Source organism: Verrucomicrobiota bacterium, from assembly GCA_037139415.1.
GTDB lineage: Bacteria > Verrucomicrobiota > Verrucomicrobiia > Limisphaerales > Fontisphaeraceae > JBAXGN01.
On the sequence record JBAXGN010000136.1, the window covers coordinates 1 to 23141 of the forward strand.

At 58.0% G+C, this 23141-nt stretch carries 17 protein-coding genes; 1 reads left to right on the top strand and 16 read right to left on the bottom strand.

Annotated elements, in window-relative coordinates:
* Positions 1–69: 69 nt before the first annotated feature.
* The 13 genes from WCO56_20695 to WCO56_20755 all read right to left on the bottom strand — a co-directional run bounded on the left by WCO56_20695 (position 70) and on the right by WCO56_20755 (position 12755).
* The gene (locus WCO56_20695) at positions 70–1023 is read right to left on the bottom strand and encodes a transposase (protein MEI7732005.1); all 954 of its coding nucleotides are present in this window, start codon (positions 1021–1023) and stop codon (positions 70–72) included.
* A 250-nt stretch (positions 1024–1273) separates the two neighbouring features.
* Complete coding sequence (locus WCO56_20700; GenBank protein ID MEI7732006.1) at positions 1274–2803, bottom strand: Ni/Fe hydrogenase subunit alpha; 1530 nt, start codon at positions 2801–2803, stop codon at positions 1274–1276.
* An 18-nt stretch (positions 2804–2821) separates the two neighbouring features.
* Positions 2822–3808 (bottom strand): oxidoreductase, encoded by a 987-nt coding sequence (locus WCO56_20705; GenBank protein ID MEI7732007.1) that lies wholly within the window; start codon positions 3806–3808, stop codon positions 2822–2824.
* A gap of 16 nt (positions 3809–3824) precedes the next feature.
* A complete protein-coding gene (locus WCO56_20710; GenBank protein MEI7732008.1) occupies positions 3825–4328 on the bottom strand; it encodes a hydrogenase iron-sulfur subunit in 504 nt (167 codons plus the stop codon).
* Positions 4321–6315 (bottom strand): CoB--CoM heterodisulfide reductase iron-sulfur subunit A family protein, encoded by a 1995-nt coding sequence (locus WCO56_20715; protein ID MEI7732009.1) that lies wholly within the window; start codon positions 6313–6315, stop codon positions 4321–4323. The genes WCO56_20710 and WCO56_20715 overlap by 8 nt, the downstream gene beginning before the upstream one ends.
* A gap of 35 nt (positions 6316–6350) precedes the next feature.
* Entirely contained in the window at positions 6351–7223 is an 873-nt protein-coding gene (locus tag WCO56_20720) for a CoB--CoM heterodisulfide reductase iron-sulfur subunit B family protein (protein ID MEI7732010.1), read from the bottom strand.
* Between the two features lie 5 nt (positions 7224–7228).
* Positions 7229–7861, bottom strand: a complete 633-nt coding sequence (locus WCO56_20725; protein ID MEI7732011.1) for a 4Fe-4S dicluster domain-containing protein — start codon at positions 7859–7861, stop codon at positions 7229–7231.
* Positions 7862–8592: 731 nt separating this feature from the next.
* Positions 8593–8940, bottom strand: a complete 348-nt coding sequence (locus tag WCO56_20730; GenBank protein ID MEI7732012.1) for a hypothetical protein — start codon at positions 8938–8940, stop codon at positions 8593–8595.
* Positions 8941–8955: 15 nt separating this feature from the next.
* Positions 8956–9243, bottom strand: a complete 288-nt coding sequence (locus tag WCO56_20735) for a DUF2007 domain-containing protein (protein MEI7732013.1) — start codon at positions 9241–9243, stop codon at positions 8956–8958.
* 12 nt (positions 9244–9255) lie between these two features.
* Positions 9256–9807 (bottom strand): hypothetical protein, encoded by a 552-nt coding sequence (locus WCO56_20740; protein MEI7732014.1) that lies wholly within the window; start codon positions 9805–9807, stop codon positions 9256–9258.
* A 27-nt stretch (positions 9808–9834) separates the two neighbouring features.
* Positions 9835–10629, bottom strand: coding sequence for a deoxyribose-phosphate aldolase (deoC, locus tag WCO56_20745; protein ID MEI7732015.1), 795 nt, complete (start codon positions 10627–10629; stop codon positions 9835–9837).
* Between the two features lie 11 nt (positions 10630–10640).
* Complete coding sequence (locus WCO56_20750) at positions 10641–11555, bottom strand: sugar phosphate isomerase/epimerase (GenBank protein ID MEI7732016.1); 915 nt, start codon at positions 11553–11555, stop codon at positions 10641–10643.
* 45 nt (positions 11556–11600) lie between these two features.
* A complete protein-coding gene (locus WCO56_20755; GenBank protein MEI7732017.1) occupies positions 11601–12755 on the bottom strand; it encodes a Gfo/Idh/MocA family oxidoreductase in 1155 nt (384 codons plus the stop codon).
* 212 nt (positions 12756–12967) lie between these two features.
* Here WCO56_20755 and WCO56_20760 point away from each other — a divergent pair, with 212 nt between their 5' ends.
* On the top strand, positions 12968–15661 hold the full coding sequence (locus tag WCO56_20760; GenBank protein ID MEI7732018.1) for a glycosyl hydrolase: 2694 nt from the start codon (positions 12968–12970) through the stop codon (positions 15659–15661).
* A 109-nt stretch (positions 15662–15770) separates the two neighbouring features.
* On the opposite strand, the gene WCO56_20765 is transcribed toward WCO56_20760, so the two are convergent.
* From WCO56_20765 to WCO56_20775, 3 genes are all read right to left on the bottom strand, one after another.
* Positions 15771–19631, bottom strand: coding sequence for a M36 family metallopeptidase (locus tag WCO56_20765; protein ID MEI7732019.1), 3861 nt, complete (start codon positions 19629–19631; stop codon positions 15771–15773).
* Positions 19632–19880: 249 nt separating this feature from the next.
* On the bottom strand, positions 19881–22271 hold the full coding sequence (lon, locus tag WCO56_20770; protein ID MEI7732020.1) for an endopeptidase La: 2391 nt from the start codon (positions 22269–22271) through the stop codon (positions 19881–19883).
* Positions 22272–22292: 21 nt separating this feature from the next.
* The gene (locus WCO56_20775; protein ID MEI7732021.1) at positions 22293–22709 is read right to left on the bottom strand and encodes an Hsp20/alpha crystallin family protein; all 417 of its coding nucleotides are present in this window, start codon (positions 22707–22709) and stop codon (positions 22293–22295) included.
* Between the last annotated feature and the right edge of the window lie 432 nt (positions 22710–23141).

A 23141-nucleotide genomic window follows, 5' to 3' on the forward strand; every position in this document is an offset into this window, starting at 1 on the left:
AATGAATCCATCGTTCCTTCAAAAAAAATGCCGCCAGTGTCGAAAGATAGGTTAGCGTGATTCGCGGTCCTAGCCGGGGCAGTCCACCAGCGTTTTGCCGCCCGTACGTTGTCCCGCCGCCTGCTTCTCGGCGATCCGATGCCGCAACAGAATCACCCGCCGGGGTTGCGGCCAATTGACCTCCTGATGCCACACCTCGGCGGCTTCGGTGCCGGCCACCTCGGTGGGCGTCCAGAGCAGGTCTTGTTTGAGCAACCGCTGCACCGGCTGGCGCAGTTTGGCCACCACAATGTAAGGTAACTTCTGTTGTTCCAGCAGCGCCAGCCATTCGGGCAGGCAAAAACCCGAATCAGCCCGCACCAAGCGCAAGTGAATCCAACTGGGTTGGTTGGCCAGCAAGTCCAGTGTGAAGGCCACGACGTTGTTGGCACAACTGGCATTGCCCGAGCGCAACCAAAACCTCACGACCACCTTGGCTTCCTCCAACACCGCCAGCAGCGGATGCAAGCAGGGCTTGCTGCCCAGGCGCGTATAGCCGGTCGCCACCCCTTCCTGATGCCCATCCTCGTGCAGCAGCCGCGTCGAATCCAAATCCAGGGCATAGCCGCCCGGCCGGCTGGGCAACCGTTCCTGGCACCAGCGCCACAGGGGCCGGAAGGTGGCCAGGTTTTTACCCGCGCTAGCAAAACCTTGAAAGAACCGCGTGTAGCTTGACTGGCTGCCAATGCATTGGATGTCCAGGAGCGTGGGCAACATGACATCCTTGCGCAAATGGGCCACTTGCGACAGCTTTTCGGCCCCGGCCAGAATGCCGGTTTGAAACCCCACCGCCAGATCCGCTACCGGTATGGCCTGCTTGCTTTTACGCCGGTGCGGCAAGACCTTGGCCAATAGCTCCCCATAACGGTGCCACTGGAGAAAGCCGGCAAAGGTCAGCAGTCCGGCCCGCCCGCTGACTTTTTGGTCCGTGAAACCGATTTGGATGGTTTCTTGCGAAGTTTTGAGTTTAATGAATTCGGTCACTGTTTGGTGACCGGATTGTTCCGCGTGATTTGATGCGTTATATTACATCCATCAGTCACTTCCAAACAGTGACCAATTTTGCAACTGAATAGTTACGGCTGAGGATCTGCTGACAATGCCAAAGCCCACTCCAGATTTCACTTGGTATTCCGCCGAGAGCAAACGCCTCGGCCACCCGGAGGTGTTGGACTCAGAACCTGGCAAGGACGCGTCCTAACTGTGCGGTTAGGAAAGCGGCGGGCGCGGGCAGTTAATGCTGCTCCAATTGTTGGACCAGCTTGCGCTCGGCGTTGTAGATGTTCGCCTGCAAGGGCATGTGGCCAGGCAGCGAGTGCGTGGCGCAGCCCAGGCAAGGATCGTAGGCGCGGAAAGCCATTTCCACTTTGTTCAACAAACCTTCCGTGACGTTGCCATCCTTGATCAGGCCCATGGCCGCCCGCTCAACGCTCATCGCAATGCGCGCGGCGTTGTTGGTGGTGGCGACAATCATGTTGGCCATTTTGATAATGCCGCGCGCATCGGTTTCGTAGTGATGGAACAAGGTGCCGCGCGGGGCTTCCACCACGCCCATGCCCACGGCCGGGATGTTGGTGGGCACTTTGCGGACGTCGGGGCTGATGATCTCGGGATCGTTGATCAACTGCTCCATGCGTTCCGCCGCGTAGATCATTTCAATGACGCGTGCCCAATGGGTGGCCAGAGTGTGATGCACCGGTTTGCCACCGAGGGTCTGGTAGAATTCCTCATACGCCTTTTGGGCGAGCGGCGTAGCCATGCCATCGGCAGCGTTCAAGCGGGCCAAAGGGCCCACCGCGTACACGCCGGTGTTTTCGCCCTCGGAGAAGCCCGTCCAACCGCGCGATTTCAGGTAGGTGAACTTCATGTAGCTCCACGGCTCGACGTGTTCGGCAACAAATTCCTTGTATTGCTGGGCGGTGAACTTGCAGACTTCCTTGCCATTGCAATCCACGACGCGCAATTTGCCATCGTAGAAGTTGACCTTGTTCTGTTCGTCCACCATTCCCATGTAACAGGTCTTATGGGTGTACGCCTCCGAGGTGATCATCTTCACGTACTCGGGGTTCTTCAGCACAATGTCCCGGAACACCTGCAAGGTCCAGGTGGCAAACTCGAGGCCGTCCCGGCACAGTTCCTTGAACTTGGGCAAATCCTCCGCCTTGAGCGCCTTGGAGACGCCGCCGGGCAGGCCCAACACCGGGTGTACCACTTTGCCGCCAAAATAGGTGATCAGTTCCCGCAAACGCCGGCGCGTGGAAATAACTTTCTTGCCGGCATCCAGGCCGACTTTGCCAATCACGCCGACGATGTTGCGCAATTCCTTGGGCGCTTCGGGCCCAACAATGAAGTCGGGACCGCCCAGCACGAACACGTGCAGCGCGTGATCTTCCAGGGTGAAGGTATTATAGACCAGCTCGCGGATCTTGCGACCGGCGGAGGTGGGTTCCGTCTTGTACAAATCATCCAGCGCCTTGGTGGCCGCCATGTGATGGGCGGTGGGGCAGACGCCGCAGATGCGGCTGGTGATTTGCGGCATATCCTCCGACGGACGCCCGATGCTGAAGACTTCAAAGCCGCGCAGCTCGGGCACCTGGAAATAGGCGCGCTCGACGTTGCCCTTGTCGTTCAGGAAGATGTCAATCTTGCCGTGACCTTCCAGGCGGGTGATGGGGTCAATGGTGATATTGCGCTTCTTGGCCTGATAAGAGGCATTGGCTTGCGCATTCCCCTGGTTCCAAACTTGTTTTACTTCGTTATTCATGGGCAGAAATCCTTTCCACTATTGGGCTGAACGGGTCATGGGCAGGTTGACTTTGCGGCGCAAGAGACTCTTGGCCAATCCATACCGGTAGAACGTTCCCACCGGATCGGGAATGCCTTCCAACACCTTGTCAATGGCATCGTCTTCCTTGGGACTGATATTGGCGCAGATGGAAGATAGAATCTTGGCGCCTTGATCGTGGACGCGGGACGTGGGACCGAAACAACCGGTGCAGGGCATGTTGCCGGTAGTGCATTGCGCGCCGCAACCACTGCGGGTGGCGGGCCCCATGCAAACCACGCCTTGGGTCAGGAAACATTTCTCGGGATCGAGCAGTTTTTCGTGGGGGCGCTTGAACTCGGTATAAGCAAGATCCACCGGCTTGGTGGCTTTGCGCGAGCATTCATCGCACAGGGCGATGTCCGGCGCGATCACCGAACCTTTGGGCGGCAGCTTGCCTTCGAGCAGCGCCGTGATGGCCATGCGGGTGATGTTCGGCGTCGGCGGGCAACCGGGCACATAATAGTCCACGTCCACGACCTGATCGAGGCTGCGCACCACGTTATGCAATTCCGGCAGATGAACCGTGCGACCCTCCTCGGTAAAGGATAATTGCGGGCGCACCTTCTTGTCGTTCACCGTGGTAGGTGAATCCTCATAGCTGAACTTCAGGAGTTGTTCGCGCGGGAACTGATTGGCCAGCGCCGGAATGCCGCCGGTGTGCGCGCACGAACCATAGGCAATCAGGAATTGACTCTTGCGGCGCAGCAGATGGGCCATTTCCTCCTGCTCGGAGGAACGGATGGCGCCATTGAGCAGCGTGGCGGTGATGGACTTATCGGGCATGGCTTCCACATCCTTGTATTTGAAATCCATGGCCACCGGCCACAGGATGATGTCCACCTTCTCCACGACGCCCAGAATGTCTTCCGCGAGGTCCACGACGGTTTCTTCACAGCCGCCGCAGGACGCGCACCAGTAAAATGCTACCTTGGGTTTTGACATAGGCTCTAAATTTCCATTATTTGGCCAGCACGGCTTCCACCGGCGGCGTTGTTTGGTTGACGTGTGCCTGGAGCTGGTCCATCTCCTTGTCCCATTCGTCAAATTTTTGCGGCATTTGCAACGGCCCCAGCTCGGTCACTTCCTTGACCATTTCGTTGACCACCCGCTTGACCTTTTCGCCTTCGGCGGCGGAGATCCACTCCAAGCGAAACCGTTTTTCCTCGATGCCCATATCCATGAGCATGCGCCGCAGCAGGCGAAACCGCCTGAGCATCTTGTAATTGCCCTCGACGTAATGGCAATCATTGGGATGGCAACCACCGATCAATACGGCGTCCGCGCCTTTGGAAAAGGCGTCCAGGATAAACTGTGGGTCCACCCGGCCCGAACACATCAGGCGGATGACGCGGATGTTCGCCGCGTATTTCATGCGTGATACCCCGGCCAAGTCTGCGGCGGTGTACGTACACCAGTTGCAGAAAAAGGCCACAATGCGCGGTTTCCAATTCTCGTTACTCATAAGCCAGAATTCCTTCAATTTCACTGAACACTTCATCATCCTCGAACAAGTTCTGCACGATCGAGCCCGACGGACAGGAGGCGACACATGTGCCGCAACCCTTGCACAGCGCCTCATTGACCGTTGCCTTCATGGTCGTGCCATCAAACGTGATGGCCGTGTACGGACACAGCGGGATGCATGATTTACAACCGCAACACTCGGTCTCCACAATGAACGCGGTGTTCGGTTCCTGCTCCACGTAACCGGTGTCAATGAGCACCATGGCTTCGGCAGCAGCAGCACCGGCCTGGGCCACGGTATCTGGAATATCCTTCGGCCCCTGACAGCAACCAGCCAGGAAAATGCCATCGGTGAAGGTGTTCACCGGTGCCAATTTCGGATGGCGTTCCAGGAAGAACCCTTCGCTGCCACAGCTCATGTTGAACATGCGGCGGACATCTTGGGCATCCGTTTGTGGCTCCAGCCCGGTGGCCAGCACCACCATATCCACTGGAATACGGCGGACGAACCCGGCCAGCGTATCCTCCACGCGCAGGACCAGCTTACCCTCTTCTTCCGGCGTCATCGCCCAATCGGTGACTTCGCCCACGCGACCGCGAATAAAATGCACGCCCTCGGAAAGCAGCTTATCATAAAACTCCTCGTAGCCTTTGCCCGGGCAGCGCATATCAATGTAGAAGTTGTACACTTCGGCTTCGGTATGCTCCTTGATCAGGTGGGCCAGCTTCATCGAGTACATGCAGCACACGCGCGAACACCAGCGGTTGGTGGTCTTATCGCGTGAGCCGACACAATGAATGATACCCACGGATTTCGGATGCCGTCCATCGCGGCAGATCACCTCGCCGCCGGTCGGGCCGGAGGCATTGACCAAACGTTCAACTTCCAGCGCGGTATAGACGTTCTTATGAATACCGTATCCAAATTGCGGCAACCGTTCGGCATCAAAGGTCTTGAAACCGGTCGCCACGATCATCGTGCCAACCTTGATTTCCTCAAAGGTTTCCTTCTGGGTGAAATCAATGGCCTTCTTATCGCCACAGGCTTCCACGCATGTCTTTTTGCACTTGCCCATCTTCAGGTTCAAACAGGTCTCGGGATCAATAACCACCACTTGCGGCGTAGCCTGCGGGAAAGGAATATAAACCGGCTTGCGCTTGCCGAGCCCCTCGTTGAATTCATCGGTGAACTTGGGTTCCTTGTACACACAGGCGGGAATGCAGTCCTGGCAGCCGATGCACAAATCTTCAATGATGTAACGCGGCTTGCGCTTCACGGTGACCGTGAAATTTCCCACGTAACCATCCACCTTCGTCACCTCGGAATAGGTCATCAAGGTAATGTTGGGATGATTGCCCACCTCGGACATCTTCGGCGTGAGAATGCACGCCGCGCAATCCAGGGTTGGGAAGGTCTTGTCAAACTTGGCCATGTGCCCGCCAATTGTGGGCTCGCGCTCAACCAGAAATACTTTTTTGCCGGCATTGGCCAGCGTCATCGCAGAGTGAATGCCGGCGATCCCGCCGCCAACCACCAGTGCGGCGGGGTTGACGCTGACCCGCTTGGTTTCCAGCGCCTTGTGGAACGCGACGCGGTTGATCGCGGCCTGGGCCAGGGCCTTGGCTTTTTCCGTGGCTTCCTTGCGATCCGTATGCACCCACGAGTTATGCTCGCGGATGTTGACCATGTGGAAGAAGAACGGATTCAACCCACCAGCCTCGGTGGCACCACGGAAGGTGTGCTCATGCAGCAGCGGCGAGCAGGAGGCCACCACCACGCGGTTGAGTTTGTGCTCCTTGATGTCCATCTGAATGAGTTCCTGGCCAGGATCGGAACACATGTATTTATAGTCGCGGGAGAGCACCACGTTGGGCAGCTTCTCTACATACTTGGCCACCTCGGCACAATCCACCATACTGGCGATGTTATGCCCGCAATGACAGACGTAAAAACCTATCCGGATATCCTTTTTCGATTCGCTCATGTGACTGCCTTTCAAATTACAGGGTTATGCGAATTTCAAACGGTAACGGGTTGCCCCGCCGTCCAGTTAAAGGGCACCATGCAATGGCCCAGCCCCACCTCGTCCGCCGACAAACCGAAGGCCAATCCCATCAGTTGCGTGAAATAGACCGTGGGAATCCGCACCGATTCAAATTTCTGTTCGATCTGGTGATGATAGCCGTCCAGGTTGAATTGGCAGAGCGGGCAGACCGTGGCAATGCAGTTGGCGCCGCGTTTGATGGCTTCCTTGAGCAGGATGTAGCTCAGGCGTACGCCAGCTTCCGGCAGAGTGCCGGTGAGACTGCCGCCGCAACACTTGGTCTTGAGCGGGTAATAGACCACCGTGGCACCAAGAGCCTCCAGTAGTTTATCCATGGTGACCGGGTTGCGCTGGTTATCAAAGTCGCAGTAAGGCCGGACAATTTGGCAGCCGTAGTACGGGGCAACTTTAAGCCCTTTGAGCGGCTGCTTGACCAGGCGTTTGATGGCGTCCAACCCCACATCATTGATGAGCACATCAATGGGATGTCGGACCGGCACATTGCCGCTATAGGTCAAGTTCGCGCTCTTCAAGGCCGTCTGAATTTGCGCGTTCGTTTTGGGTGACGCTTTGAGATACTTCTTGGTTTTATTCAGCACCAGATAACAGGCGCTGCACGGGGCCAATAGTTCCTTGTGTCCGGCCTTTTCGGCCAAGGCCAAGTTGCGCGAAGCCATCACGAAAGCATGGGCTTCATCCACCGCCATATAGGCCGTGGCACCGCAACAATTCCAATCGTCCAACTCCTCCAATTCAATCCCCATTTGCTTGAAGACCGGCAACAGGGACTTTTCATAGGCTTTACCCAGCCCTTTCAACGAACAACCGGGAAAATACGAATATTTCATAAGCATCAATGGTTAACGGGTTTGTTTGCACTGGTGGTAGCAGTGGTGGTGGTGGTCTGGTCCAAGGTATCCAGCATACGTTGGATGCCAGCCCGATCCTTGACAGTCTCGGTCTTGAACATTTCGCCGATGCCGTGTTTGGCCATCAGGTCTATCCCCAGACGCCACATCTTGAGCCCTTCCAACGGATTGGTCTTGAGGAAGAGCTTCTGCACCAACTTCATTTCACTGATGCGCCCGTACTCCTTGACCATCTTATAAAACTCCTGCGCCAGAACGGGAATGGCGAATTTCTTGGGATAGACGCCCTCCTTGATCGCCCGTTGCTTGAGTTCGTACATAATGTCCGTGATCCCAATCTCCTGTGGACATTCGACCGTACACGCGTAACAGGAAGCGCAGAGCCAGATGGTATGGCTTTTGAGAACCTCGTTTTTGAAATCCGAACGCGTCAGGTTCATCACCTGGCGCGGCGTATAATCCATGTAGATGCTCAGGGGGCATACCCCGGAGCAGGTGCCGCATTGGATGCAGCGCTCCAGTTCCTCACAACCGGGAACCGACATTACTTCCCGACCAAAACCTTTTACGCGGTCGGCCTCATACTTGATTGTTCTTTGAATTTGGAATGTTTCCATATTTGGCTCCTCATTTGGTGAACTCTAAAAATTGCCATACTGGCCGACGGGCTCTGACCAACCCGAAGACCTGTCAACTGCGGCAAACGACTGGGGGCGCTCATTGCCACACCAATCCGGCCCGCAGGGCAGCCATCGTTCCTGACGCGGGAAAACCACGTATCGCAACGTTGCAACGCCGCCCTGACCAGGCGGTCTGCAAAACTCCACGTTACGTTCTCGGTGTTCACGAACTCAAGTTTCCACCTACTATCCGCCAGCGGCTTGCCATTTCTTGGCAAGGACTGTTCACTTTTTGTATAATTCGGGTAAAAAATGATAAGGCATCCTATTTTTTAAGAATATCATTAAGCGTCACTAATGGTTTGTATTAAGCTTAACAAAGGCAGGGCTGGATCAAGCCCAACCGCAAAGTAGGTGACGAGCAACGAGTCTCAAATATGGTAGCGCGGTAAATTTGGGAGTGCGGTGGCAACCTCTTGGGGAGAGAGGGGCGGATGACGACACCGCTTTGGATTTGTTCCGTCCAGTTGCGTGAGCGCGGGTGTACTTGGGGAGACATAAATAGGCCGGTACGGAGGATTTTGACGGTGGGGAAATTCCCGGAGTTCCATACCCTCTCCCCACGAACCCTCGCTTCCGGGTTCATGGGTTCAAATAGCGAAATTCGTTGGTTCGGGGAAGTCTCACCTCTTTCCTCTTGCTGATGGATCGCTGACGCGGCGGCTGAACTATTCGCTCACATAGAATTCCCGCTTGGAGTTAATTCTGAGCTGACGATAACCGTGAAATATGAACAAAATGGGAATTAAAAATGACGAAAGCAAAGTGCCGAGCGCAAACCAGAGATAAAACCGACCCTTTTTCCCCGGCACGAACAGATTCGCAACAAGAGCCCCAGCAAACAGCACAACCCAAACCACATCAATCCCTAATCCGGAAACAAAATCGAAATCATGAGCAAGATGGCCGCATATACAATAATGCCCAACGGCGTGGTAGATTAAGAACGGCAGCCCAAGCAGAAACAGTATCCGGCTGAGCTTCAAACTCGTTGGCATGCCATTTTCTTCAGCCATAATCGCACCGGGCGATTATTGAAACGCCTCGGGGACACTGGGCAGGCGCGGCGGTTCTTCGTTCTCCGCCGGAGGCGGTTCGGCGGCCTTCACCAAGGCCAGGGCTGCGTCGCAATCCTCGTCATTCACCCACAGCTCCGGCCAGGCCCAGGCGACGGAGGGGAACCCGGGCATGGGCCAGCCCACCCCGACGTTCGAGGAGCCCTGCTCATTCTTGAACATGGAAGGAATGCCATTGGATTCCAACATGCCTTTGATCATGTCGCAAGGCACGACACTGGGAGCAGTATAGATCATTTTCATAGATCTTCGAATTTACGGATGCTTCTTTAGGAAAACCTTAAGATTTCCCTCTGGCCCGCGCTCCGGATAATGCCGGGCTGGGTGCATCTCTTCCCCTGGATGTTCGCGACTAAATCTACGGGACTTGGTGTAGTGTGGCGGATAATAGGTCACTGACACAGTGTCATAGCCTTCTGCGAAGGCGGAAATAATGACACAATAATCATCATAGATACAGGTCCCCAAAGGCCCGATTCCCCAAGGCTTGATATAGGCGGTTTTTGTTATCATCGTGACTTTGAAAGTGCCATTTTCCAGACGGGAGACGGTAATTTCATTCGGGTGATGATATTCCACAATCTTGTTTTCCATCCTGACGGGAAAATCGAGAATCCAGTTTGTATTACGATAATAGCGGATCGAAATCTGCGCATTGGTAAGCACCTCATGGGTGGCATCGTCAATAACCTGAACACTTTGATAATCGGGAAGGGTGCGCCAAACCGGAATAGGAATTAACGCGCAACCTCCCGTGAATAGGAGAAGAATCAACGCCGGGATTACCGCTTGGATATTCTTCCGCATTGAACTTATCGTTCAGGTTTCGCTGATTCAATATCCGCCCTTGCCCAACGCCGGTTTTGCCGGGGCAGCCGAGGATCCGGCGGCTTCGGCGTTCGCGCGCTGTTTGTAATCTTCGAGCATCGCGGCGGTGGCGGTCGCGCCGCAGCGGGTGCCGCCGAGGTCGCGCACGAGGATCAGGCCATCCAGGTCGCGCACGCCGCCGGCGGCTTTCACCTGCACTTTGGCTGAGCAGTTGGCGCGCATCAGCTTCAAATCGTGCTCGGTGGCCCCCTGGTAGCTGTATTTGCCGTCCGCGCCTTTGACGAAGCCGTAGCCCGTGGAGGTCTTCACCCAATCGGCCCCGGCGCGCTCGCTGATCTGGCAGAGTTTGATTTTAAAGGCGTCGCTGCCCAGGCCCGCGCCGCCGTTGGCCAGGTAATCGTTTTCAAAGATGACTTTCACGCGCGCGCCGTGTTGGTGCGCCTCCTCGCAGACGGCGCGGATGTCGCGCTCGACGTATTCCCAATCGCCGCTCAGGGCCTTGCCGAGGTTGACGACCATGTCAATCTCCACCGCGCCGTCCTGACAGGCGAGCTGGGTTTCGTAGCGTTTGGATTCGGTGGCGCTGTTGCCGTGCGGAAAGCCGATGACGCAGCCGACGTACACGCCGCTGCCCTGGAGCAGTTCGACGGCGCGCTTGACGGCGTACGGTTTGATGCAGACGGAAGCGACGCCGTACTTCGCCGCCAGCCGGCAGCCGCACTCCAGGTCCGCATCCGTCATCGTGGGGTGCAGCAGCGAGTGGTCAATCATCTTGGCGAGCTGTTCGTAGGTGTATTTCATAATTTTATGGGTTATTCAAAGTACGGTTGCAGGACGTTCCGCGCCACGGTGAGCGCGCGCTGGCGGCCCGCGAGGGTTTTGCCAAACGTGTCGTCCTCGACTTCGATGCAGAGCGGGCCGTCGTAGCCGATCTCGTAAAGCGCGGCCAGAAAGCGGGCCCAATCAATTTCCCCGAAGCCGGGGATGCGCGGCGTATGCCAGTCCTTCGGGAAGGCGAAGATGCCGACTTCGTTGAGCTTTTCCGGATGCACCTGCATGTCTTTGGCGTGAAGATGGAAGAGTTTGCCCTTGAATTCGCGCAGCGGGCTAAGGGGATCCATCCGCTGGAGCACAAAATGCGAGGGATCGTAGTTCAACCCGAAATGCTTGGAGGGAATGTCGTTGAACATGCGCCGCCAGATGACGGGCGAGGTGGCGAGGTTTTTGCCGCCCGGCCATTCGTCGCGGGAGAAGGACATCGGGCAATTTTCGATGCCGACTTTGATGCCGTGATCTTCGGCGAAGGCGATGATGGGCTTCCAGGTTTTCAGGAAGCGCGGCCAGTTCTCATCCACGGTCTTCGTCCAATCGCGGCCCACAAAGGTGTTCGCGTTTTGCAGCCCGAGCTTTTCCGCGGCGAGGATGACTTTTTTGAAATGCTCGACGGCGACTTTGGAGGCCACCGGGTCCGGGTCCAACGGGTTCGGATAATAGCCGAGCGCGCTCAAGCTGATCTGATACTTGGCGCATAGCGCGTTGACATCGTCGGCCTGCGCCGGCGTGAACCCGGCGACGTCTAGGTGCGTGACGCCGGCGAACTTGCGCTCCGCCTTGCCTGCGGGCCAGCAGGCCACTTCCAGGCAGGCGAATTGGTTTTGCGCGGCAAATTCGAGCACTTGTTGGAGGTTTTGATCGGCCAGGATGGCGGTAAAGAATCCGAGTTTCATGGTTTTTAGTAGTTTGATTTTTTAGGTTTAATTAAATCCACCGTTTCACACTTTCACCCAGGTTTTCGCCTGGTTGCTCTTCAGGATGGCTTCGCACACGGCGACTTCCTGATGGCCGTCCGCCGCCGACGCGAACAGGCCCGCCCTGCCCTGCCCCGCTGCGATGGCGGCATAGACCGAGCGGAAGAGCATCTTGAAGGTGTCCGGGAAGCCTTCGACGTGGCCGGGCGGATAATCCATGTAGCCCGCCGCGCCGCTGCCGAACGCCGGGGTGGCGCGCACCGCGACTTCGTTCGCGGCATCGCGATTGCCGAAGTGCAGCATCTCCGGTTCCTCGGAGCACCACCACGCGGATTTCTTCGCGCCGTAAATCTCCAGGCGGATGCAGTTCTTGCGGCCCGCCGCCACTTGCGAGACGCCCAGGTTGCCGCGCGCGCCGTTGCCGAACTGGAGTAGCACGCTGGCGAAGTCCTCGGTCTTCACGGGATACGTGGCATAACGCATCGCGGCATCCGCCTTGGCAAACGTCTGCACTTCGCCCAGCGGACGCTTGCGGGTCTTGTGCCACGTGCCGAGATCGGCCAGCACCGCTTTAATTTTGGCGCCGAGGATGAACGAAACGGTGTCCATCCAGTGCGTGCCGATGTCCGCCACCGCGCGCAGCTTCCCGCCCTCCTGCGGCAGCAGCCGCCAATTGTAATCCGTGTCCTTGAAGAGCCAATCCTGCATATAAGAGCCGTTGACGTGAATGATCTCGCCCAGCTCGCCTTGCGCGACCAGTTGCCGCAGTTGCAGCACCGCGGGATAAAAGCGCACGTTGTAATTCACGGCGAACACGGTGCCGCTACGCTGCGCGAGCGCCGTGATGCGGGCCGTCTCACGCGTATTCATCGCGAGCGGCTTCTCGCAGATGACGTGCTTCCCCGCCGCGATGGCCGCGAGCGCCATCTCGCAATGGAACCGATTCGGCGCGGTGATATGCACCACATCCACGTCCGGCGAGCGCAGCAGCTCGTGATAATCGCCAAACGCCTGCGGGATGCCATGCCGCGCCGCGGCGGCTTGTACCAAGGTGGGAAGATCACTGAGGGCGACGACTTGCACCCCAAGCCGGCGGAGCGCCTCGATATGCACGGGACCAATGAAGCCCGTACCGATAATTCCCGCGCGCAACTGGTTCGTCTGTTTTACAGTGCTCATAATGAGGTTGATTCAATGCCAGACCGTGGCCTTTTGCAAGGAAACCCTGCAAAAAAGCAACCATCGGCGGGGAAGCGTCCAGCCACGAAACCGGTCGGTTGCGCAAGGGGTGACGCAAGGAGACGAATCGCGTAAACGCTTGCTGGAGGGATGCCATTATTCTCCAGAAAATATTTTTGCCAGATGCCGGTCCCCAGGCGTAGAGTACCGGGATGAAACGCCTTTCTGCCCTGACGTGGATCCTTTGTGGATTGCTGTGGGTTACGCTCTCCGCATACGCCGCCAGCCCCGCCAACCTCGTGGCCAATCCCTCGTTTGAACAGGAGTTGAACGGCGCGCCCGCCGCCTGGGCCGCCGCCGGTTCGCCGGATGTCCGCCAGCAGTTACGCACGGAGGCCGGCCGGGATGGCGGGCGCTGCACGCGGCTGGAGTGTTCGGTGATGGGGCAGGACAGCCCTTCGGCGCACGCGATGGTTTGCCAGGTGGGCCAGGTGGGCGTCCGCCAGGGGCAATGGTACCGGCTGACGTTCTGGGCGCGGGGGGAGCGGATCCGGAACGGCACGGTGTCGGTGGCGCTGACCTGCACGAGCCCGTGGCAAAATGTCGGGCTGGATGAATCGTTGCAGGTGACGCCGGAATGGGAGCGGTTCGAGTTCGCGTTCCGGGCCAAGGAGAGTTTGCCGGCCAAAACCAGCCGCCTGCAATTTTGGTTCAAGTCCACGGGGACGCTCTGGCTGGATGACGTGGAACTGGTGGAGACGGCGGAGGTCCGCCCGCAGCGGTTCCCGCAAATTGCCACCGACCACGTCAAGAACTTCGTGCCGAACGCGAGTTTCGAGTGCGGCACGGCCAACTGGGGGAGCTGGCATCGCGAACCCGGCGGTTGGGGCAATCACTTGTATCGGCTCGAAGGGGAAATCGACACCACCGGCGGCGCGCATGGCAAACAATGCCTGAAGATCGCGCTCTCCCCGGAACGCGCGCCGGTGTATTACTTTGATTATTTCGAGACGTCGCGCCGACCCGTGCGGCAGGCGCTGGCGGCCAACCAGGGTTGGTTCAAGGTGCAGCCGGGGGAAAAGCTGACGCTCTCCGCCTTCCTGCGGGCGGACGCGGAACGGGTGGCCGCCCAGTTGGCGGTAATCGCCAGTGATGGCCGCGTGCTGACGCGCGAGGTGCGCGCGGAGACGCAGTGGCGCCGCTTTGAATACACGTTCACGCCCACGCAGCCGTTCTGCTTTATCGCCGTTGGGCTGGACCTCGACGCCTCGCAGCGGGACGCCGCCACGCTGTGGGTGGACGCCGTGCAGTTGGAGCGCGGGGAACACGCCACGGAGTTCACCCCGCGCGAACCGGTGGAGTCGTTCATCACCACGGAGGCGCCGGGGAACATCTTCAGTGCGCCGGCCGCGCCCGCGCTGCAGTTCACGCTGCGCGCCTTTAACAACGCCGCCAGCGCCCAGACGGTCGCCGGCAACTTCACGGCGACGGATTTCTTTGATCAACCCGTGGCCAATCAGCCGTTGACGCTCGCGGTCCCCGCGCAGTCCGGCGCGCAACGGGCCGTGCCGCCCATCGCCGCGGAGCGTTTGGGGTTCTTCCGCGCGACCTGGCTGGCGGGGAACAGCTCCAACCGCGTGCGCGCCGCGCGCATCCAGCCGGTCGCCAGGCAGGAGACGCCGGTGGGAATGAACCACGCGTACCCGTGGCAATTCCTGGTGCAACGATCACACCTGGCGGGCATCAATACCTGGCGGGATTGGTCGGCCAAATGGCACGTGGTGGAGCCGGTCAAGGGCCAGTTCGATTTCCGCGCGCCGGATGAGCAGGTGCAACGCGTGCTGGACGTGCAGGGCAACGTGGTGCTGCTGCTCCCCTTCCCCTCTTCCCGCTGGGCCTCGACGTACCAGGCGGACCAGGACCGTGAGCCGCCCAAGGATGCCTACACGCGGCTGCGCTTGCCGCTGGCGTTCGCCCCGCGCGACCTGAATGACTTCAGCAACTACGTCGCCACCACCACCCGGCATTACCAGGGGCGCGTGAAAGCCATCCACATCCTCAACGAACCGCTCTTCACCAGCTACTCGCTCCCGGCCACCAAGGGATACAAGATCGAGGATTACGTGCGCCACTTGGAGGTGGCGTATCGCGCCGTGAAGGCCGTCAGCCCCGCGTGCCAGGTCGTGGGCGGCATTGGCCTTGGGCCGTCCGCCGATTGGAACCGGCAATTCGTCACCCATGGCGGCCTGCGCTGGGTGGACATCTTCGACATGCACCTCTACACCCCGCCCGCCCCGGCGGAGTCGCACGATGAAGAATTCGCCGCCTTCGAGCAACTAATGAGGGCCAACGGCGGGCCCCGGCCCGTCTGGATGACGGAGATGGGTTGCTACGCCGACGACGATCCGCCCGCCGTGCCGCAGACCGTGGGGGATTCCGCGATGAACCGTTGCAAGTGGAAGACGGAACGCGCGGCGGCGGAATACCTGGTCAAGTTCACGGCGGTCACCTTCGCCCACGGCATGCGCAAGATCTTCCTGCACGCGGGCACCTGCGGCGAGATCAACGGCCCCGATGCGGGCGGGGTTTTCTTTGAGTACGGCGGCGCGCCGCGCAAGATGTACCCGGCCATGGCGCCGCTCTCGCAGTTGCTCGGCACGCCGGACGCCTTCGTCGAAAAGCTCACCACGGGTGGCTGCTGGTGCTACGTCTTCCAGCGGCAAGCCTCGGGCGTGGCCATCGCCTGGTGCGAGCAGGGCAAGGAGAAGTTGATTCAGCTACCGGCGGGAATCACCGCTTATGACATCATGGGCAACGCGCACCCAACCGGCACCCCGCTACGGCTGGACACCGCGCCCATCTACCTCCTGGGTCGCACGGAAGCGATTCAGGCGTTGATGCGGTGAGGTGCTGTTATTTGTAGCCGTCGAGGTAAGGAGACGGACCCAGAAATTTTCGGAATTCGGATTTCGGAATTGTCCGTCTCCTTACCTCGACGGCTACGCGGGGAGGGGATTACTGCGGTTTGCGCAAGCGGAAAAACTGATTGGTTGGGAGGATGGGGAGCGTAATTACGAGCCAGTTGCCGTTGGTGGTCAGCGAGAGGTTGGTCACAGTGGACCAGGCGTTGGACTGCAATCGGGGGGCGCTTTCCAGGACAAAACCATCAGCGAATACCGGCCAGGAAAATCCCCATTCGGTGGGGCCGCGAAACAGATTGGTCAGCACGCCTGGGAATTCGTTATCCAACACCAAAAACGAAGCCACAGCGGTGCCAAACCCTGTTGCGGAGGCGGCGATGCTGGCGGGTTGCGGGCCGTCCAGAATCGTGTCATCCACCACGGTAAAGGTAAACCAGGCGTTGGTCTGGCCGGCGGATAGTAACACGTTGGTGGCAACTTGAATCTGGTTGGTATCTCCCGAGGTGATGGAAATGAAAACATTGGTGGTCAGCGGGCCGGAGATACCCACCCGGCCACCGTTGGTGAGCACGCCGTCGTTTTCCCGGATTTGCGTCGGCAGAGTAAGCGCGAGGTTGGTGGATTCATTGTCCTCAACCGTTACCAGAGTGCGGCCCATCGCAAGGCCGGGCACCAGCGCTTCCAAGCGCACGGTGAGGGGGCCATCCAGATCCGCATTGTCAACCACCTCAATGCTGAACGTGGCGTTGGTCGTTCCCGCCTCGATGACAACGTTGCTTGGGGCAAGCAGTTTGGAAGGAGTGCTTGAATAAAAGGAGACGGTCACGTTGCTGGACACCGGTTGCGGCAGAGTCACGGAGGCCTGGTTGGTCAAGATGCCATCGCCCTCGCGCAAATTGGGGGGCAGACTCAGGGTCAACAATGCACTGGGCAGGATTTCAACCGCATTGAGATCACCGTTCACAAAACCAAGGGGAACGCCGGTGCCACGGGTTAACCCAACCAGCGCATTCCTGCCCGCCATGCTTAGCCAGGTCATGCGGATGCGGCCATCGTAGAACAGTTCGATCTGGAAACTGTTTTTGTTGGTGCGGTTGTGTTCCGGCACTTCCAGCCAGGTGGCGGCAAAGCGGTCCTCCAATTGCAGGTATGACACCGAACCGCCTTGGGAGGGGTCCAAGTCCGCATAGAAAGCGGCGGCGCGCGGCGAACCAAAATATTCCTCCAAGGATGATGAAAACACATTGGTGTTCCCGTTTGGTTGCAGGGTGATATGCCCGTCACTGCATAGGTACAATTGGGGGGTTCGGCAAAGATATACCGCGACCGACGCATCGTTGGTCAGCGTGATCGGGTAATAGGTGTCATTGGCCAGGGGCGCTACCGTGCCGCCGGAGGGATCGGTGGGAAAAGCCGTGGCCGGAGCGCGATAAACCTGATAGCCCAAACCGGAAAGGTCAGGAGTAAAGAGCAGGGTCAGGTTGCCGAGGTCAAAAGCCTCGTTGGCAAATTGCTCAGTCAATACGGCCGGCTGGCCAAGCTCGAAGATCACGTTGCGCGATTGGATAACACCGGTGCTGACGTTGGAAAAAGTAATGGAGTTGGTGCATTTGCCCTCTGCCAGTACCAACGTATAGGCCGAGGGGATGACGGTAACTAGGGTGGCTGGATCGCCGGGTGATAGGGTACCCGATGTATATGAGGGTTGCAGCAAGTTCCCCCATTGCGCCACCCAGGAAAGGTTGGTGACGCCATCGTTGATCAGTTGGTAATGGCTGGAGAGAATTTTGAATGGGCCTCCCGCTGGCCCTGTTACCAGCATATCCGTTGAAGGCGATATCCGCAGATCGTCACCCATGGTGAAATCCTCGCGCACGCCACCTGCCGTCAGCGCGGCCGGGGATTGCGCGTGCAGGCCCATGCCACGCCGTGCGAACGCGCGCCAGAGTTCTGTGCGATTGGTTCCACCGGTAAGCACGCGTTCCGCTTGGATGATGGCGTCGCGGGCCTGGAGAAAATTCGGCGAGGGAGGCGCGAGCCGCAGCCCGTCCGTAACGAGTTGCAGGGCCAGGTGATTGCCGTTGGTAAAGCCGTATTTTTGAATGAGATTGGCGCGTAAATCCCACAGGGTGGCACACCAGATTTCGCCAACATTATGAATGTCATCCGCCTGACTGGTCAGCGTGTCATTGCGGGGAATTCCCGAATGATTGGATGCCTGGCGCGGGTCCATATCCTTGAACGTCAATGGATTCACATTGAGATTGGTCGAGTACGGATAACGCCGCTGGCCAAAATAATAATTATTGGTCATGCCATACAGGTTCATGCCGGTATAAGCCGCTACTGGAAAATTGCCATCCAGACTTTCTTCCGCCCGGCTTAGCAGTGCGAGGGCGTAAAAATCCGACCAGCCTTCGCCCAACCCCTGTGCCTGAATACCCTCCAAGCCCAAACCGCCACCCACCAGCCGGGTGCTTAGGCCATGGCAATACTCGTGAATGATGGTATCGGCATCCAGGCTGCTGTCACGATAGGGATTGGAGGCGGTGAACAAGTTCAAGGTCAGGCGGGGCGGCAGGCCATCGGGTGGGGTGCTGAAACTGGTCACATTCTGATGGTGCGCCAAATCGTTGGCGCCATCCTGGGCGTCAGCCATCACCGGATCGCCTGCCAGGCCGCCACGGTCAAAGTTTTGCCGCTGAAAGTTGCCGGTGGCCTCTGTGAAACCCAGTTCATAAAGCTGGTCATGCGTCCAATTGCACCAGTAGAACATATTGACGGTGGCGGCCTCGGCGTAATTGGTGGGATGGTCGGAGAGCGAGAGGGGGAAATCAAAGAGCAGATTGGTATTCAAGACGCATAGCGTGTTGGTATCATTGCTGTCATCCCAGTCCGTGCGCGCCTCCACGTTATTTCCCTTGGTCTCGTAAATGCCGTCGGGAATCCATCCCTCCGGCGAGGCATTCGTGCTGAGCGCGACCAAGGTGACGAGGGAACGGGCCACTTCATCAGGCTGGGTATTGGTCGGCATGTTCCATCCCGGCATCATGGGGGTGGGGCTGCGGCCGGTGTAAACGCGGTACGTCGCCGGGGTCAGGTGACTCGTCAGATTTTGGCGTTTCAGGTTTTCGCCGGTTTCAGCATCCACCCAGCACCGGAACATTTCCCGGCTGGCTTTGCTGGTGAAAATGACTTCCCAGCATAAACGCATCGTGGTCGCCGTGCGGGGCAGCCAGACCAGGCGAACTTGCGCCGCGTCCAAAAGGAATGGAGCGCGCAGCATTTGCTGGCGGGAAACCCCGGCGGTGTCAGTTGCGGGAACAATGGTACACTCCTCCGCCAGTTCATCGCCCGCGTTTTTTGCCGCCAGCAACAATGCGTGGACGGCGGAAATCAGCCCAGGCTGGTCCGGTTCGGGCAGTTGCTTGGGGGCGGATTGCGCCAACGCCGGGAGGAGGGTATCGGAAAGATTGACCAGTTCGCTGGCGTACGTTTCATGCGCCAACAAACGAGCACCGAACACCTGAAGCCCCAATATTTCCTGCTGATAAATCAAGGTATGCAGGCCATTACGCGCCGTGCGGTATTCAGTGTGTAACGCGGTCCCCGCCAAGGCTTCCGCCCCGTGCCCCAAGGCATCCCGGTGTTGTTCCAAGTAATCGGTCAGGTGTTTGGGGATGACATGGCTTGTCTGGGACGGTGCGTCCGGATTTTGGGCGGGCCGGAGGGGATCCGTCAAGAACCCGGTTTGCGACTGAATAAAGCTGGCGGTTCCCAATTGTGGATCGCGGTCAATCAACAATCCTACCGAATATGCCTCGCGAGAATTGGGCTGGCCATTTGCTAACGAAGGGTTGGCAGACAATGAGTTATGAGCAGAGGGAGAACTCTCAGGGAACGTCGCGTTGGCAGAAAATAATAACAGGCACACCCAAGTAATGAGTGTGCTCATAGGTACTTTTTGTTCCAAACGGCACATTACAAATGACTTATTAGTGAACAATAAGCCATTATTGACAAGGGTGCAACAGGCGAATGAAACCGTTCAAATGCTTGCGGAATATCCCGACCACAGGATGCCTGGCTTCGTGGAACATCGGTTGGGCGAGATGAAAAATGACATTCCACCGTACCCGGCGCTCCAGCGGTTGCCGAGGATTGCGATTCCAGTGGGAATCGCAATCCTCGGCAACGTCCAGCGTCACTGTTTGCGCAGCGCCAGCGGAAACAGTTCGGAAATTTGATGCGCAAAGTGGACCTTCATGCGCTGACGTACCTCCAAGGGGACTTCGGACCAGTCGGAACGGTTTTCCGCCGGCAAAATAACGCACTTCACCCCCGAGCGCGCCGCCGCCATGACCTTTTCCTTGATGCCGCCCACGCGCAAGACGCGCCCCCGCAGGCTGATTTCACCCGTCAGGGCGACATCGGAGCGGACGCATCGTTTCGACAACAATGAAGCGAGCGCGACCACAATGGTAGCACCGGCGCTAGGCCCATCCTTGGGTGTGGCACCGGCGGGGACGTGGATGTGAATATCGGTTTTATCGTAGTCCGTAAATTCGATATTTAATTTTTTGCTCTGACTGCGCAGGAAACTATGCGCGGTCTGCGCGCTTTCCTTCATCACTTCGCCCAAGGAACCGGTGAGAATCAATCTACCCGTACCGGGCATGCGGGTGGCTTCAATGAAGAGAATTTCACCACCCACCGGCGTCCAGGCCAACCCCATGGCAATGCCGGCGGAGGTGATTTTTTCGGCAATTTCAGGCTGGAATTTGGGCTGTCCCAACATTTCCACCAGGTCTTTGGTGAACAGGGAAACAGGCGCAGGGGTTGACTGGTCCGCAAGGCGCCGTGCTGCCTTGCGCAACAGCGCGGCAATTTCCCGCTCCAACTGGCGCACGCCCGCTTCACGCGTGTACCCACGAATCACCTGGCGGAGGGTAGCCCGGGGAATTTTAACCTGCCGGGCCAGCAAACCGTGCTCTTCAAACTGGCGCGGCAACAAATGACGACACGCGATTTCGAGCTTTTCGGTGGCGGTATAGCTGGGCAGTTCAATCACCTCGAGTCGGTCCCGCAACGCGACATGGACGGGGTCCAGCCAGTTGGCGGTAGTGAGAAACAAGACTTGGGAAAGATCAAACGGCAAATCGAGATAGTTATCCGTGAATGTGTTATTTTGGGCAGGATCAAGGACTTCCAGGAGGGCAGCCGCGGGGTCACCGCGAAAATCAGCCCCCACCTTGTCCAGTTCATCCAACAAAATCACCGGATTGCGCGTACCGACCCGCCGCAGACTCTGAATGATCCGGCCCGGCATGGCACCGACATAGGTCCGGCGATGGCCGCGAATTTCCGCTTCATCCCGCATGCCTCCCAGGGAAATACGAATAAATTTTCGCCCCAAGGCCTCGGCCAAACTTTTGCCGAGCGAAGTTTTTCCCACGCCGGGCGGCCCCACCAAGCAAAGGATGGGCCCTTTGATGCCGCGTCGCAAGCGCAACACGGCAAGGTATTCCAGCAGGCGTTCCTTGACCTTGTGCAACCCGTAATGCTGCTGGTCCAGCAACTGTTCCGCCTGGTGAAGATCAAACTTGTCCTCGGTGGTCTGGTTCCATGGCAAATCCAGAACCCAATCCAGATAATTGCGGGACACCGTGTACTCGGCCACCGCTGGCGGCATCTGCTGTAACCGTTCGAGTTCCTTGAGGGCGGCTTTATGAACGTCTTCCGGCAGTTTGCTTTTTTCAATGCGTTCCCGCAATTGGGTGATTTCCACCGCATTCGGGTCGGCCTCGCCCAATTCACGCTGAATGGCGCGCATTTGTTCCCGCAGGAAAAAATCCCGCTGGGACTTCGACATGGAGTTGGCAACCTCGTTTTGAATTTTGGTGCCGACCGCCAGGACTTCGAGTTCCCGTTGCAAGAAGGGCAACAGGTGGTTCAACCGGTCTTTGACATTGGCGGTTTCCAGGAGGTTCTGGCGTTCAGCAAGACTCAGGTTCAAATTAGGCGCAATCAGGTCCGAGAGATTTCCCGGATCGCTGGCATTGAGCGCAGCCACCTTGACCTGCTCACCCAAGGCGGGCGATTGCTTCAAGATGTCCTGAAACTTACCCTGCGCATTGCGGGCAATGGCTTCCAATTCCACCGACTCCTCGACCACCTCCTTGATGGTTTCCACCTCGGCACGCAAATAAGGCTCCAATCCCGGGTAGGCGACCAAGCGAACCCGGCGCACCCCCTCGACCAACACCCGCACGGTATTGTCGGGAAATTTGAGCATCTTCAACACCCGACCCACACAGCCAACCCCATGCAATTCAGCGGGCGTGGGGTTTTCGGCCTCGGGTTTGCGTTGAAACACCAGCGCGAGCAGCCGGTTTCCGCCCACCACGTCATCAATGAGTTTGACGCTGGGGCCAAATTCAACGAGCAACGGCGCAACCATGCCGGGGAAGAACACAATATCGGAAAGTCCCAAGACTGGCAGAATATCAGGACCGGTTTTGACAGGTGGTTTGCCGCCGCCATCCTGGCCCAGCCGGGTGACGCCATGGATTCTGATGAATTCGGTATCGCTCATGCCCAACCCCTTTCTCCCTGGTTATTGCTCCGCATCAGGTGAAGAAATTTCAATATTCAGGCAGCCAGCCGGACCGGCCGACGGAACATCAATGCGCAAGAAACCATTCTGATATGCCGCCGTGGCGCGGTGCAAATCATAGCCGGGCGGCATTTCGATGACGCTTTCAAATTGGCCGTAATTAATCTCCATAACCAGAAAATTACATTTCCCCGAGCGACAGCCGTCCGGACGATGACCGGCAATCCGCAGCCGATTGTTCTCCACCGTAAGCTCAAGGTCCTCGCGCCGCATGCCAGCCAGTTCCACTTTGACCACCAGTCCATTATCGGTGACGTACACATCCGTGTTGGGCACCCAGTGCGTTTCATCCGTCTCGCGTTTGGCAGCCCGTTGCGAACCTTTCGCAAAATGCAGGGTTGAACTGACTTTATACATGTTATCTTCGCCTTATTTTATAAATTGCCGATCACGGGTTCACCGCTTGGAATTATTTTGACCTGACAATCACCTGAACCGGCTCCCCTTTGCGTGATTGAAAAACCATACTTTCCCGCGAGGGGGCGCGACCGCCAGCGGCCATGCCGCATGATAAACCGCAACCACATGCCTTGCGGCCGCGCCACCAGCGCCACCCCAAGCATGTTGCCGCCACGCCCACCAGCAACAACGCAACTGTTTCCTGCCAATCCACGCCACTACCATACGCCATGCCGTGGAAAAATGCAACCGGCGACCGCAAAAATGACCCAGGGCTGCATCAAGCGCGTTGGTGCATTACGAAAAATACGAGGTGGGCAGGGTCGGTGGTTCCATACCCCTCCCCACGAACCCTCACTTCCAGGTTCATGGGTTCAAAGAGCGAAATTC

Excerpts from the sequence above, each read along its gene's own strand:
- WCO56_20700 (MEI7732006.1), bottom strand. The coding sequence starts at position 2,803 with ATGAATAACGAAGTAAAACAAGTTTGGAACCAGGGGAATGCGCAAGCC.
- WCO56_20705 (MEI7732007.1), bottom strand. The coding sequence starts at position 3,808 with ATGTCAAAACCCAAGGTAGCATTTTACTGGTGCGCGTCCTGCGGCGGC.
- WCO56_20710 (MEI7732008.1), bottom strand. The coding sequence starts at position 4,328 with ATGAGTAACGAGAATTGGAAACCGCGCATTGTGGCCTTTTTCTGCAAC.
- WCO56_20715 (MEI7732009.1), bottom strand. The coding sequence starts at position 6,315 with ATGAGCGAATCGAAAAAGGATATCCGGATAGGTTTTTACGTCTGTCAT.
- WCO56_20720 (MEI7732010.1), bottom strand. The coding sequence starts at position 7,223 with ATGAAATATTCGTATTTTCCCGGTTGTTCGTTGAAAGGGCTGGGTAAA.
- WCO56_20725 (MEI7732011.1), bottom strand. The coding sequence starts at position 7,861 with ATGGAAACATTCCAAATTCAAAGAACAATCAAGTATGAGGCCGACCGC.
- WCO56_20730 (MEI7732012.1), bottom strand. The coding sequence starts at position 8,940 with ATGGCTGAAGAAAATGGCATGCCAACGAGTTTGAAGCTCAGCCGGATA.
- WCO56_20735 (MEI7732013.1), bottom strand. The coding sequence starts at position 9,243 with ATGAAAATGATCTATACTGCTCCCAGTGTCGTGCCTTGCGACATGATC.
- WCO56_20740 (MEI7732014.1), bottom strand. The coding sequence starts at position 9,807 with ATGCGGAAGAATATCCAAGCGGTAATCCCGGCGTTGATTCTTCTCCTA.
- deoC (MEI7732015.1), bottom strand. The coding sequence starts at position 10,629 with ATGAAATACACCTACGAACAGCTCGCCAAGATGATTGACCACTCGCTG.
- WCO56_20750 (MEI7732016.1), bottom strand. The coding sequence starts at position 11,555 with ATGAAACTCGGATTCTTTACCGCCATCCTGGCCGATCAAAACCTCCAA.
- WCO56_20755 (MEI7732017.1), bottom strand. The coding sequence starts at position 12,755 with ATGAGCACTGTAAAACAGACGAACCAGTTGCGCGCGGGAATTATCGGT.
- WCO56_20760 (MEI7732018.1), top strand. The coding sequence starts at position 12,968 with ATGAAACGCCTTTCTGCCCTGACGTGGATCCTTTGTGGATTGCTGTGG.
- WCO56_20765 (MEI7732019.1), bottom strand. The coding sequence starts at position 19,631 with ATGAGCACACTCATTACTTGGGTGTGCCTGTTATTATTTTCTGCCAAC.
- lon (MEI7732020.1), bottom strand. The coding sequence starts at position 22,271 with ATGAGCGATACCGAATTCATCAGAATCCATGGCGTCACCCGGCTGGGC.
- WCO56_20775 (MEI7732021.1), bottom strand. The coding sequence starts at position 22,709 with ATGTATAAAGTCAGTTCAACCCTGCATTTTGCGAAAGGTTCGCAACGG.